Origin of the sequence: Niallia oryzisoli, from assembly GCF_043641075.1 — a bacterium.
In the GTDB taxonomy this organism is placed as follows: domain Bacteria; phylum Bacillota; class Bacilli; order Bacillales; family Cytobacillaceae; genus Bacillus_BD; species Bacillus_BD oryzisoli_A.
Genome location: NZ_JBHZRC010000026.1, coordinates 1 through 13,956 on the forward strand (window position 1 = coordinate 1; position 13,956 = coordinate 13,956).

General features: G+C 38.0%; 11 protein-coding genes and 1 pseudogene. 3 read left to right on the forward strand and 9 right to left on the reverse strand.

Annotated features, from left to right (window positions below; all coding sequences use genetic code 11):
* Positions 1–78: 78 nt before the first annotated feature.
* From ACHUFV_RS27105 to ACHUFV_RS27135, 7 genes are all read right to left on the reverse strand, one after another.
* Positions 79–849, reverse strand: a complete 771-nt coding sequence (locus ACHUFV_RS27105; protein WP_394239561.1) for an S-layer homology domain-containing protein — start codon at positions 847–849, stop codon at positions 79–81.
* Between the two features lie 253 nt (positions 850–1,102).
* Positions 1,103–2,449: an NAD-dependent malic enzyme gene (locus ACHUFV_RS27110; protein WP_394239562.1), complete on the reverse strand. Its 1,347-nt coding sequence runs from the start codon at positions 2,447–2,449 to the stop codon at positions 1,103–1,105.
* 523 nt (positions 2,450–2,972) lie between these two features.
* Positions 2,973–3,395, reverse strand: a complete 423-nt coding sequence (locus ACHUFV_RS27115) for a VOC family protein (RefSeq protein WP_394239563.1) — start codon at positions 3,393–3,395, stop codon at positions 2,973–2,975.
* Between the two features lie 189 nt (positions 3,396–3,584).
* The gene (locus ACHUFV_RS27120) at positions 3,585–4,136 is read right to left on the reverse strand and encodes a transposase (protein WP_394239564.1); all 552 of its coding nucleotides are present in this window, start codon (positions 4,134–4,136) and stop codon (positions 3,585–3,587) included.
* Between the two features lie 461 nt (positions 4,137–4,597).
* Positions 4,598–5,119: a FlxA-like family protein gene (locus ACHUFV_RS27125; protein ID WP_394239565.1), complete on the reverse strand. Its 522-nt coding sequence runs from the start codon at positions 5,117–5,119 to the stop codon at positions 4,598–4,600.
* 196 nt (positions 5,120–5,315) lie between these two features.
* Complete coding sequence (locus ACHUFV_RS27130) at positions 5,316–6,470, reverse strand: C40 family peptidase (RefSeq protein ID WP_394239566.1); 1,155 nt, start codon at positions 6,468–6,470, stop codon at positions 5,316–5,318.
* A gap of 333 nt (positions 6,471–6,803) precedes the next feature.
* A complete protein-coding gene (locus ACHUFV_RS27135) occupies positions 6,804–7,595 on the reverse strand; it encodes an HD-GYP domain-containing protein (RefSeq protein ID WP_394239567.1) in 792 nt (263 codons plus the stop codon).
* A 556-nt stretch (positions 7,596–8,151) separates the two neighbouring features.
* Between ACHUFV_RS27135 and ACHUFV_RS27140 the strand changes: the two genes are divergently transcribed.
* From ACHUFV_RS27140 to ACHUFV_RS27150, 3 genes and pseudogenes are all read left to right on the forward strand, one after another.
* On the forward strand, positions 8,152–9,591 hold the full coding sequence (locus ACHUFV_RS27140; RefSeq protein ID WP_394239568.1) for a TcaA NTF2-like domain-containing protein: 1,440 nt from the start codon (positions 8,152–8,154) through the stop codon (positions 9,589–9,591).
* A 12-nt stretch (positions 9,592–9,603) separates the two neighbouring features.
* Positions 9,604–10,401 (forward strand): hypothetical protein, encoded by a 798-nt coding sequence (locus tag ACHUFV_RS27145; RefSeq protein WP_394239569.1) that lies wholly within the window; start codon positions 9,604–9,606, stop codon positions 10,399–10,401.
* A gap of 290 nt (positions 10,402–10,691) precedes the next feature.
* Positions 10,692–10,934 (forward strand): annotated as a pseudogene (locus ACHUFV_RS27150) (heterodisulfide reductase-related iron-sulfur binding cluster); the annotation flags it as partial.
* A 137-nt stretch (positions 10,935–11,071) separates the two neighbouring features.
* Here the strand turns inward: ACHUFV_RS27150 and ACHUFV_RS27155 are convergent.
* Positions 11,072–12,064 (reverse strand): LGFP repeat-containing protein, encoded by a 993-nt coding sequence (locus tag ACHUFV_RS27155; protein WP_394239570.1) that lies wholly within the window; start codon positions 12,062–12,064, stop codon positions 11,072–11,074.
* Positions 12,065–12,521: 457 nt separating this feature from the next.
* The gene (locus tag ACHUFV_RS27160; RefSeq protein ID WP_394239571.1) at positions 12,522–13,727 is read right to left on the reverse strand and encodes an S-layer homology domain-containing protein; all 1,206 of its coding nucleotides are present in this window, start codon (positions 13,725–13,727) and stop codon (positions 12,522–12,524) included.
* Between the last annotated feature and the right edge of the window lie 229 nt (positions 13,728–13,956).

Genomic DNA, 13,956 nt, shown 5'->3' on the forward strand with positions numbered 1-13,956 from the left:
TACATGAAGTAAACTGGGGTATTTTTGTTCTTCCGAAAGGAAAACCTTTCGACAATATTATCTATTACACCAGGCACATTAAAAGTCATTCCTTTTCATCGTCCCAGGAATGATAGATAATCCATCTCCATCCTGTTTGAAAGACATAAAAATATAAGAACCATCTGTTCCGTACCATACATAATTTTGTTGAATTTCCTTTTGATCATTCAAAAACTCAAATGTAAGTACACCTTCTCCTCCGAGGATAGCAGAAACTAACTCAAAACTCATATTGTCTTCTAATTTATTAAAGTTCTCATCTGTTACTTGAGGATATCTATTTATATATATTTCGTGCCCAAACGAATAACTTTTCTGTATAACTGCTTGATCTTGATCTAATCTCAAATTGATTGAACCGTCTGGATTTGATAGTTCATAATAATCACCTTCTGGTGCATCAAGATGCTTCAATTTTAATTCCTGTCCAAACAATTTCTCCAGTTCTTCCCGTGTCGTTTCCCCCACCTTGATGGCCAAAAACTTTTCGTGAGTGATAGTAGGTTCCCCATAACCATTTACAGCCTCTAAAGGAATATCTGCATCTATATACCCTTCACTAGCTAAGTTTTGCACAACCTTTGTTAATTCAGCACGTGTAATAGTATCGTTTGGTTTGAATGTACCATCTGGATATCCCTTCACAATCCCTTTTTCTTGCGCCCAATGAACTGCATTTTCGTACCATGCCCCGGCTACAACATCCTTAAATGATCCATTCGCTGCACTTACAGTAAGTGTTGCACCACCGATGATGAGTGCAGTTGAAAACCCTAAGACAAAACCTTTCACCGTTTTACTATGCATCTTTTCTCTCCCCCTAGGATTTTTCTACTCTTTAAAACAATCCTAGCATATATTCCTATTAAAAGTTCCAATTATTACAATAAATATAAAAAATTTACATAATGAGAGTAACAGAAGAAAAATGCATATTTACAGCTCTTAAATTTTGACACCCTTAGTTTAGGATAATTATTTTTGATTAAAGGTATGCCATAGGGACGGGTTCCATGGCTTAAATAATCTAAACCGCGGGACCCGTCCCCCTGGCTCGCCACTAAACATTTTGTGAAACAAGATTATTCGGGGAGTGACAGGCACGTGCCACACGTTCTACTTCCTCCGCCACTTTCTCATGTACCTCCGGTTCTAGTGGATCTGGTACGAGATCTCCATGTTTTGTACAGGAAGCAATGGCTTCAGCTGCAGCGACAAGCATCTCGTGGTTCACTACTTTACTTTTAGCATTAAGAGCTCCTCTAAAAATCCCTGGGAACCCAAGAACGTTGTTAATAGAGCGTCCATCTGCAGCATAGGCAGCACCAGCTTCTAATGCCGCCTCAGGCTCAATTTCTGGTCTAGGGTTGGATAAAGCTAGAATGACTTGTCCTTCTTTGACAAACTCTTTTTTAATAAGACCAGGAACCCCTGTTGTGGCAATCACAATATCAACCTTCTCCATTAGCTCTTCAATGTTTAATGAAATTTGTCCACCATATTCTTTTAAACGATTCATGGCCATTTCTGACTTGTCCGTTCCATAAACAGCTTGAACACCATAGGCCATAAACATACGACAAATCGCAATGCCAGCAGCGCCAAGGCCAATTTGTCCTATTTTTGCTTCTTTCAAGTCAATGCCTGCGCTCTTGCAAGCGGAAAGAACTGCTGCAAGTGTAACAACTGCGGTACCATGTTGATCATCATGCATAATAGGGATGTTTAATTCTTCTTTTAAACGGTCCTCCACTTCAAAGCAATGGGGTGAACCAATATCTTCAAGAAGAATTCCCCCAAATCCAGGTGCGATATGTTTCACGGTACGAATAATTTCTTCTGGATCTGCTGTATCAAGTAAGATTGGCACAGCACTAATTCCTGCCAGCTGGTCAAAAAGCGCAGCCTTCCCTTCCATAACAGGCATCCCTGCAACAGGACCAATATTTCCAAGTCCAAGAATGGCTGTTCCATCGGTTACAATCGCTACAGTGTTACTAATCGTTGTATAGATTTCAGCTTTATCTGGTTCTCTTTGAATAAGGCTACATACATCAGCAACGCCTGGTGTATACACACGTCGCAGTTCTGCTAGAGACCTGATTGGCATCTTACTCTTCATGGCAATCTTCCCACCTTCATGTGCCGAGAGAACCTCGTCTGAAACCGTATGAAGCTTAATGCCCGCTTCTAACCCTTCAACAGCTGTAATCACATCATTTAACTGTTCTTCTGTGTCTACTTGTACCGTAATATCACGCATGGTATAGGTTGGACCCACTTTTACGGTTTTCACTTCACCGATGTCGCCCCCTACAAGACCAATCGCTGTTGCAACTTTTCCTAGATTTCCTGGAACATTTGGTGTTTCAATCATAAGTGTACGAATCATAGGTTTAGTAATCATTTGCTGCTTTCTCTCCTTTAAAATAGTGCCAGGCACTCCCCGAATTTTCTCGTTTCACATTTTTGTTTCACGGAGTGCTGATGTACTAACGTGATTCATCTTTCTAACAATACTTCCTCCTCTGCCCCTTCATAATAATCCAGAATACTGTTCAAATTCACAAACTCCGGCGGGGTGGCATACGGATTTTTGTTCATATGATAGCTGCTCCACTGATAATGTTCGGGCAACTTGATTGTTTTGGCTCTACTGGGTTTAAATGAACATAGCCACTTACCTCTAGCATTCCTTCTTTTCCCTAATCCGAATACTAAAATACAAAATAATAGGTCATCTATTCGAAAAACTGTACTATGAATAAAATATAGTCGAAAGTAGGTTTATACAACAAAGGAGAGCAGTTTATTCATTCAACTGCTCTCCTTTCAATTTATCAACTTATGCTTATCAATAATAATTTCATGGAACATTTTGTGAAACAAGATTATTCGGGGAGTGACAGGCACTCACCCGATGATGGCGGTTACTCTCCTGGGACGTTCACTTGGAAAGTAACGCCGAACTTGTCCTTTACTTGCCCGTACAAGGGGCTCCAATCTGTTTTCTGAAGGGGCATAATGACTTGTCCACCATCTTCCAAAGCAGCAAAGATTTCTCTAGCTCTAGCCTCTTCTTTAGGATGGATGGCCATTTGGATTGAATTGCCTGGCTGATAAGGCATGCCTTCGTAGGTATCGCTAAACATGAGATCTGCTTCTCCTACTTTCAAGTGTGCATGCATCACGCGATCCTTCATGTTTTCCGGCAATGGATAATTCGGGTCCGCCGGCATATCTCCGAACGTCATGATACCCATTACTTTCCCGCCAAGCGCTTTCTCGTAAAAATGGACTGCTTCCCTCGTGTTACCATCAAAAATCAAATACGGGTTTAAATTAATTGACATCATTTAACAGCTCCTTAGTTCTAATGTTTTTACAATGCTTACTCAATTTCCAAGTGGTGGTAATCAAAACTATTATTACCATAAGCATATTCTATAGTACAGAACGTGTGTTCGTCAAAATAGCAAATGAGTGCCAGGCACCCCCCGAAAAATCTCGTTTCACAATTTGTTTCACGGAGTCCCTTTCTACTAACGACGTGATTCATCCTCTTGACAATACTTCCTCCGCTTCTCCTCCTCTGACCCTTCATAATAATCCAAAATACTGTTCAAATTCACAAACTCCGGCGGGGTGGCATACGGATTTTTGTACAAATGATAGCTGCTCCACGGGTAATGTTCAGGCAGCATAACCATTTTGGCCTTGACTGGATTCTCGTGAATATATCGGCTTACCTCGAGCATTCCTTCCTTGTCCACGATAACTTTATCAAAGTAGCGTTTTTCGAAAACATGACCGGTTAAGCAGTACTTTGTATTATAGTAGTTGGAATAACGTTTATTGATTAGGCCCATCACTTTTGAAATCGGGACTTCTTTTGAACGCAATTGAAGATGGTAGTGGTTGGTCATGAAGCAATAGGAGGCTAATTCGAAGGGGATCTTTTCATGTAGCTGGTGTAAAATGTGGAGGAATGCTTCAAAATCCTCTGTATAGAGAAAAAGTGGGTCCCTCCTATTTCCGCGGCTAACGATATGATAGTAATGATTGAATACCCAAATTCTTTTCTTACGTGGCATTTACTATTCCCTCGCAATCACTTGTTGTTTGGTTGACTAATTATTCCTAATAGCATGGCTTCCAAAAGACTAGGTTTAGGGAAAAAAACTACTGTACTTGCCCTTCTGGACTCAATATGTCGAACAACAAATGCCCTCTGCACCGGAAGCCCCGTCCCTTTAAACAGATACTTAAAACAATTACAGCATATAAATCACCTATTCTATTATTGAGTAATTTATGGATAAGGATTATTATATTCCATTACTACTGAAGGAAAAAAATGCGGCAAGAAGGAAGATCTAGAGGCCCAGCATTAGGTGTAAAACACGGAGATTTATTATTCTATTTTCGATCATCTATTCTATTTTCCTTCCTGCTTCTTAAAGATTTTGTTACAGAAAAGGAAAAGTTACCCGTGGAACTATTTGTGAAACGAGAAAAATCGGGGAGTGACAGGCACTGCCCCGATGAATATATATTATTGAACTGTTTCTGGTTGTGTTTCTAAAATTGTTGTCATTTCAGCTTCTGTTAACGGAGCATCAGTACTTGTGTTAGCCTCTAATTCAGATTGAAGTCTTTCAATATCAGCATTTGCTGCAGTTAATTGCGCTTCTAGGTCATCAATTCTTTTAGCGAGTGTTTCACCGTTAGTATTTGCTGTTGCTACCTCTGTTTCTAATGTATCAATTTGCCCATTTAAATCTTCAATATTGCCTTGTAAAGAAGCAATCGTTTGATCGTCTTCGAGACCAGCAGCAGTAAGCGCGCTAACTTCACCTTTTAAATTATCTCGTAAAATTTTTAATTCATTTATTTTGTTAACTAATCGAGTTTCATTCATTTCGTATAAACCCAAATCACTAGCTTGCTCTTGGATTGTTGAAATGGCATGATCAACAGTATCCTTTCCATTCCAAGTAGTTAAAGCACCTAAAGTAATTGCCCCAGTTAAAACTGTTGCGCCAGTAATTTTCAATAAGAATGGGAAAGTTGCCATATATATGATTCCTCCAGTAAGTTGAGTAATTTTATGATTAGGTTTGCGGTGATAAATTCACGGAATTATTCTAAGTAAACAGATGTTTTTTGTTGGAAAAAATAAAAAATAAATGGTTCCCTATTTCTTCTCCTGATTAACCCGTGAAACTATTTGTGAAACAAGAAAAATCGGGGAGTGACAGGCACTGCCCCATTTAATCCACTTTCTTTGCCCCTAAATAACGAGCTTTCCAATAAGAATTATTCATATCTGTAATGGTGACCCCCGTAGAAGTTCCAGCATGAATAAATTTATTGTCGCCGATATAGATCCCAGCATGAGATGGTCCTTCTTTATAGGTTGTAAAAAAGACAATGTCACCCTTTTGTGGCGTAGAAACAGGCGTCCCTACGTTCCAAATAGTTTCAACGGTACGAGAGATCGATACACCTTGTTTATTGTATACGTAGTTTAAGAAACCAGAGCAATCAAAGCCGGAAGGTGTGTTTCCCCCCCATACATACGGAACACCCATGTATTTCTTTGCTTCAGCGATTAACGCATCTGCATTTAGTGTTTTTGCTGCTTCAGGAGTGGGAACCGATGTATCTTCGGATGTAAATTTCAACACTTGTCCAACATAAATGGTGTCACTTGCCAAGTTGTTGTAAGACTTCAATTGTGTAACTGTTAATCCATAAGTTTTGGCGATTAGAGATAAGGAATCACCTGACTTCACTGTATAGGTTTTAACATTCTGATCGACAACAGGGGACTGCTCAACAGGAGACTCAACAGGGCTACCTGATACCTTCAGCATCTGACCGATTTTAACCGTATCTGAAGTAAGACCATTTAAAAATTTTAAGGATGTCACCGTTGTGCCATATTTTTTAGCGATTAAGGACAGACTATCACCTGATACAACCATATAAGTTCCATTTTCCTGAGGCGCTACCGGTATTGGTCCTGTTGAATCTGTTGAACCGCTATTCGGCACATTCAATACTTGTCCAATTTTGATAACGTCAGAAGTTAAGTGATTAATAGATTTTAATTCAGAAATCGTTATGCTGTAATTCTTTGCAATGAGAGAAAGGCTATCACCTGACTTGACTCTGTAAGAGTCATAGGTAATGTGTGAATGTGGAGTAATCAATGAAAGTTCTTGACCAACATGGATTGTATTTGAAGTGAGGTTATTCCAATTCAATAGCTCTTGAACTGAAATATTATTGGTTGAAGCGATTTTCCAAAGTGTATCACCCGATTGGACTTTGTAATTCAATTCATGTGCAGATGCTTGGGCAGAATAAGACGTAAATAAAATTCCAACAGAAGCAGCCACCACGAATAGTTGTTTTTTCAAGAAACCCTCTCCTTTGGTTATCAAGTTGTTTGTAATAGTTTGTAGCACTGAAATGAATTGTAACTTGATAACAAAAGAACTCCTACCCCAAAAAATTGGAAATAATAAAGTTGAAATCGATCCAGATGAATAATGAACAGGAATGTTCCCATTTCATAAGGGATTGTCTTTTTTACTTTTGGCGAATGTGTTTTGTTGGAAAAAAGATGGGATAATTTAAGACTTGAAATGTGGTGATCAAAAAGTTTGGACAAAACAAAAAGGAACTTGTTTAAGTCCCCTTCCCAAAATCTTCTTATGAATAGTTTTATTCCCACATGAGAATATTTTCTTCTACGGCCCTCGAGTTCCATCAAACAAACTAAGAAATATATCAACTATCTGTGGATCAAATTGTGTCCCTTTGTTTTTATGTATCTCGTTTAATATAAATTCTTGATCAAGATGATCTCGATACACACGTTGCGAATACATGGCGTCAAAGGTATCAGCTACTGCAACGATTCGAGCAAATAATGGAATTTCTTCGCCTTTTAATCCTTTTGGATAACCCTTTCCATCGTATCGTTCATGATGATATAAAACGATATCTAATATCCCCTTTTGCTTAAAATTTGTAACGTGTTTTATGATGTCATAACCAATAGTAGGATGGGTTTTTATAATATCAAATTCTTCATCGGTTAACTTCCCCGGCTTGTTCAGGATATGCTCAGGGATACCAATTTTTCCAATATCGTGTAGTAATCCTCCAATGTGGATGATTGAACATGAATCTTTAGTAAGCTTCATTTTTTTTGCTATTTCTAAAGAATATTTTGCAACATTTTCAGAATGATGGGCTGTATAAGGATCTCTGGAATCTAATGCATTAGCGAGCGCTTTTGTTAATTCTAACTGACCCTCTTTGACTATTTGAACATACTTCATTAACCCAGCCGAAATAAATGTGATTAAAAGATAGGTTAACGAATGAATAAAAATGGTATTTACAATGGATAAAGAACCTGAATCCGGTATAAATAAACACCTACAAACTACCACGATTTCAGTAAATACGATTAAAATCCATGGTTTATTGTAGTAACCGATACCTAAAAATATAACGGAGATAATATAAAACACATAAAAATAACTGTCATTCTGAAGAAGGAGGCGATTATAAAAAATGACACTAAAGAGTAAAATGGCAAAAAAACCGTATCGAAAGTATACTGGATGACTTAGCCATTTATTTAATAAATTAAATATAATACCCTCCTCCTTCCATTTGTTACATAACAACTAAGATCAACAATAATGATTCAACCCTATTTTAATTTGTCTGAATCATGGAATTTTATCCCTTAAAAGATATGAATGATGTTAAAAACGTACAGATAGAGGTTATATTTTTGGGGTATTTTATCAATTATATTTGCGAGTGTTGCAAAAAAATAAACTATTGACGATTAGTTCGATTTAATGGATTTCAATTTTTTCTTTAATATTTTTTAAAGGTTTTTTTTATTTAATGGGTTCCAATATTCCTTTGATGCTAGAAAAATATAAAGGATGAAAAATCGGCGAGTGACAGGCACTGCTCGATTTTTAGTAATAATATCCCCCAACTCCGTATATGATTGCATGAGGAAAAAAAATGGGGGAGCCTTTCCCTTATATCCAAAAGGAGAAATGGGAAATGGAAATAGCCTTTTGTAAAAATTGTGGTGAAAAGCTTGAGGAATCAATAGAATTCTGTCCTGCTTGTGGATCCCCAGTTACAGAGGAGAACGCTATACCTTCAAATACTGAAGTGACTTATATTGAGACAAGAACCAAGGTCCCTGTTTCTTTTAAACGGAAAGTCATTTACAGTATTGTTGGTGCAATAGCATTACTAATCATAGGAGCTCATTTAATGATTAGTCATTTGATAGATAGTGACAGACATTTGCAAAAAATATTTAATGCAATTGTAGATGAAAATGGAGCAGATTTATTAGAAGAATTGAGTATTTCCAAAGGTCTCATTTATGATAAATCATCCTTTGCATCCTATCTAAAAGCAGATAATCCCCAAGGACTCCACAATGATTTGCAAAATGCAGTCGAACAGGTAAAGAAAACAGGACTTACTGAGGTTGTTACTAATCAAGATGGCAATGAATTATTCAGAGTTAAAAATGAATCCTTCCTCTTCTTCTATTCAAAAATAATCATCGAACCAATACCATCTACATTACGAATTGATACTGATTTATCTAACTCAGAACTGACGATCGCTAACCAAACTTATCCTTTGAACGGAAAGCCCTTGACTATTAAAAATATCCTACCCGCGGAATATGAAATGCATTTGAAGGGGAAAAATGAATATTTTGAATCAGAAGTGAAAATGAAAGTGAAAGACAATGAATTTGGTGATAACAATGCGATAGAACTAAAAACAGTGAATTATTCAATCGTTTTCGCTGAAGATCCAACAGACAGTACTGTTTTTATTAACGGAAAATCTACCGGCAAAACAGGAAAAGAAATTGGCACCCTTAAGCCTGTATTTAGTGATATAACTGAGGTTTATGGCGTCAGAAAAATGGCAGATGACCAAATAGAGAAATCAGATGTCATTCAAGCCAATCGCGGAGAAACAGTTACCTTCGTATTTCAGGAATTGGTAAAAGCAGAAGAGGAAAAAAGAAAAAAGGAGCAGGAAGAGGCCGAGGCTGCATTGGTTCAAACCCAAAAGTCTGTGGAAAATCAGGAAAAAGTCAAAAAAGCCTCCTATGTATACAGCGACTTCCGTGATGCTTATGAAAACGCACTTAATTATAAGGATTTTAGCCATATTGAATACTATCTATATGGATCAGGTACTGCATACAATGAGCTTTATGATTTTGTTTATGAGAGTAAAGACTCCTATTATTGGTACCGGTTTATTACCAATGAGGTAACTAGTGGCGAGGTCGATGATGACGGTGTCCATTTATTTGTCAATGAAGTATTTACATTTGAAAATCATTTAGGACAAATAACAAAATATAACCGTAGTAAAGAATATGTCCTTATTGAAGTGTCACCAGGAAAGTATGAAATTAAAGAGATCCACATTAATGATACGAATAAAAGTATGATGTAAGGAGGAGTTCAGTTGCATTGTAGTAATTGTGGACATTCACAGGATTCCGGGAAATTCTGCGTTAAATGTGGAAATTCATTCATACTATCCAACAAATTAACTGATGATGTTGAAAATGATTTTCCAGTTACAGAGACTACTGTTTCAGTACAACCAAATGTAGAGATAGACGGAAGCATTAATAAAGCACAGGCAGCATCTGCACAATATTTTAATTACTTTTTCTCCCATTTAAAAAATCCTACCAAGTCCTTTCAAAACAACACATTTTCTTTACTTAATGGAATTGTAACTTGGCTGTTCGTTACTTTAATTATTGGATTAGTCATATATACCGGTATCAAACATTTTATTGTTTTTTACTCAGATTACTTAAGTGATGTATTACAAACCAGTTATTTTATGCCAGTGTTTTCAAGAGCTTGGGGGATTACCATTGTCATAACCGGTGTAATTATCCTGATCATATACGGCCTAATTCAACTATTCATGCGTCCCCGTTCATTAAAATGGGTGGCGTCCATGTACGGTTCTGTTTTACTACCTGTGATTATCATGTCTTTATTAACCTGGTTGCTTGTAGGTATGAGATCCTATACATCCGCAATTATTTTATTTTCCTTCACCATCAGCATGATTACGATAGTGGCACCATTAGTAGTCCTTTTCCAGACTTCAAATGGAATAAAAACAAAAATTGACCGAACTTATATTGGGTTAATGTATATTGTGATTTATACAGTTGCCACTTATATTCTTTACTATATTATTCTTGAATCTACTTTTACTACCTTACTAAAATATTTTTAGGGACTTTTCGGGATATCTTTAAAAAAGTGCCAGGCACTCACCGAATAATCTCGTTTCACATTATGTTTCACGGAGTGCCATTCTACTAATTCATCCTCCTGACAATCCTTTCTGCTCCTACCCTGCCCCTCCGGCTGGTTGGCATACGAATTTTTGTACAAATGATAGCTGCTCCACGGGTAATGTTCGGGCTGCTTGACCATTTTAGCTCCTTCTTGGTTTAAATGAATATTATTCGGGGTGTCACAGTGATAGAGAAATGAAACATCGATTTTCGCGAAATGTAAGGAGCAAATACATGCTGTGGCTCTGCCGGCATCTATAATGTGATTGAAACAGAAATGTCGATGGAAATTCTCGATAATAAAGTGGAACATACAAAAGCGACACAAGCGACCACCATTGTAGCAGCCAATCCCGGCTGCTTACTGCAAATGAAGCTAGGAGTTGACCGCGAAAGATTATCAAACAAAGTAAGAGCTGTCCACATCGTTAACCTGCTCCTCGAAGCAGCAGCTCATGCTAAAAGTTGATTACTAGACAAAAAGAAAAGGATTGTTCCCTGTATTCCACGAGGAACAATCCTTTTCTTTTTACTTTCATTCGTTACATCATCACGTGGAACGATTTGTGAAACAATATTATTCGGGGAGTGCCTGGCACAAATCATTTAAAGGCTTATCGGAACAGTATTACTCCAGAGAAATCCAGTTAGGTCGCTAGAACTTCTTCTTCCGTCGGTTGCTGATACCCAAACAATTATACCCGGTGGTAAACCCGATACATCAATTTCATGTGAAAAACTGCCGTCTCTAATAGAATAAGCACTATACCTAAATTCATTTCCAGGAGCTCCCACTATGGCACGGATACTAATTGAAGCATCAGGATTAAAATATAAACCCGTGACTACCAACTTGCCACTCCGATTTGATACATTAATCTTTGGTTGACTAGGCGGAGGTGGAGTAACTGGACTTGGAGGTGGAGTGGCAGGACCGGGTGGGAAAATTGGATGTTCAAGACCTTCAACATATGCACCTATCCCTGGAATCCAAATGATTGCACCATGTTCGAACCGTTGGATTCTCCCTCCTTCAGGTCGATTTTCTTCATCCCTAATTGGATAACCAAGAGGACCATCGTGCCACGCACCTGTACTTTCATACTTAGAAAGTATGTCTCCATATACCGCATGCGCACCTGTTTGGGGTGTCCATAAGATAGATGATCTAGGTTTACGAGGTAAATGTACTGCTATGAAATGCTGTACCCGTCCACGTACATCTATATATATTTCATCAGAGGTCGGGTAGCCAAAACGTTCCCATCCAAGACTTGCCCACTTATCACGAATAGCGCCATGAACCTCATTGGCACCTGTATCAGGATGCCAATAAATAGACCATACATGCCTATTATTATCTCGATAATGCCTATAACGACCAACTCGATCTGGAGTAGAAGACTCAGGTATAATTGGCTCTCCTACAAACCCCCGCCTCCTCTTAAGCTGATAAAATTTACACTCAATCGGTGTCCCCGAAGCGCATATCACCGCTTCCGGATCAATAGGTCCATGAATCGGGGTCAGTGAACTTCGTGAATTTATCGGGTCATGATACACATAATTGGGGATCATTCTGCATGTTTCTCCATTCAATAGATTTCCCTCTCCTTAACTTCCTTACTATTTACTGAGCTTTGAAGTGACACTCCGTAGATATGTGAGGTTCCATGATAAATTGTATTCGACTGTTTTCGTTTTGTAGATTTGTCCGTGTTAAATCGGGAATCCCCTCATATGAAAGGACTAAGGGCAGAATAGGTAACTAATTAATTTGTTGATACAGATGAACCAGTTAAGATATTAACAGGAATATTTGCAACTAAAAGAGGAGTGAAAGAGAAATTTATTCAGTTTAATGAAGCAAATCGTTCTATTCTCAGCGCACATAATGGCTTAAAACTTCGCACAAAACTTCCCATTTTATCCGCAAAAATCAAAAAGAAAAGTAGACCTAGAACGACATTAGGTCTACTTCAAAATTCACTTTGATGATAATAATCACGTGAAACATTCTATGAAACAATATTATTCGGGGCGTGCCTGGCACAAATCATTTTTGATAGATTCGATACATAACCACTGCCATTTGTGCTCTGGTTATAGGATCGGCTGGACCAAATTGACCATTTGGATATCCCGCCATGATTCCTTCTTGTTTCATCGTTTCTATTGCTGTTAATGCCCAATAGTTTGTACTAATATCATTGAATTGGCTAGTTTTTGTTGTTGCAACTTGCTGATAAAATCCAGCATTGAAAAACATTTGTGCAATTTGTGCTCTTGTCATATAAGTTTCTGGAGAAAATTCACCAGATCCTATGCCGTTCATTACACCGTGCTGCGCCACTAAAGTGATATAATCCTTCCCCCAAAAACTGTCAGAGACATCACTAAATTGAACGCTTTCCCCTGTTGGCGTTAATTCTAAAAAGTTGCTGATCAACTTCGCCGCTTGCGCTCTTGTTAATTCTACATTTGGCCTAAATGTTCCATCCTGGTAGCCACTTACCCAACCCTTTGAAGCTAAAAAAGAAATTTCCTCTTTAGCCCAATGTCCGGCCGTATCCACAAACCCTTTCTCATCGTATTGATACAAATTCCATTCTGCCATCACCTTGGCTATTTTATTTCGATAATAGTCGCCGCCTAAGTGGTTGTAGCCTGCCTCTGCAATGTCATATAAAAATTGTTTTGAAGCATCTTCGTTACTCCAGCCGCTATTGATTCGATCCCTATACTGATCACGGGCAAAACCATAACGGTAATTCAATAGCAAGCTGCCTGCCAAGTAATTCACGGCCTCTTGATGAGAGGAGAACTTACGGTACCAGTTATCTCTTCTTTGAGTTTCGTCATAAATAACGCGATCCGTTCCATAGTTAGCCAAAACTGGAACCGCCTCGTAATCCTCATTTGGTTGTCCTTTTAATTGCCATGCATTAGGTGGATTATACCCCCATGCTTTAATTCCGAAAATATTATTTGCATGGATGGCTATTCTTGTTGTTCCATAGCCACTTTCGATAATGGCCATTCCAATGATCGCGCTTGTAGGAATTCCCCATTTCTCGTTTGCCGCCTTCGCATAACCAGCAATTTCATCCACAAATGCTTCCTTTAATTCAATAGAAGGAGTTCCATATATCGATAAATACGCATTACTATTTCGACCTAACTCCGCATTTTCAAACGGTAAATAATTAATAGAAGCAGCCTTAGTCGTCGCTGAATGAACGAGCAGTATAGTGGAACACAAAACAATAAAGAAAGCAAACCTTAATGTATTCTTTATCAGTGCAATTTCCCCTTTTTATTAAACTTGAAAACTAGCTAATCATAACAAGTTTCATAGAAAAAAGGGCATGAAATACAAAAATTACTCCGTGGTAATTTATTGAAGAATGAATTGTGCCAGCGTATAATGGCAAATAAGTCAAACACCATTTTTTAGGTAAAAGAGACCGACCTTAAGCATAGCCCTTCCA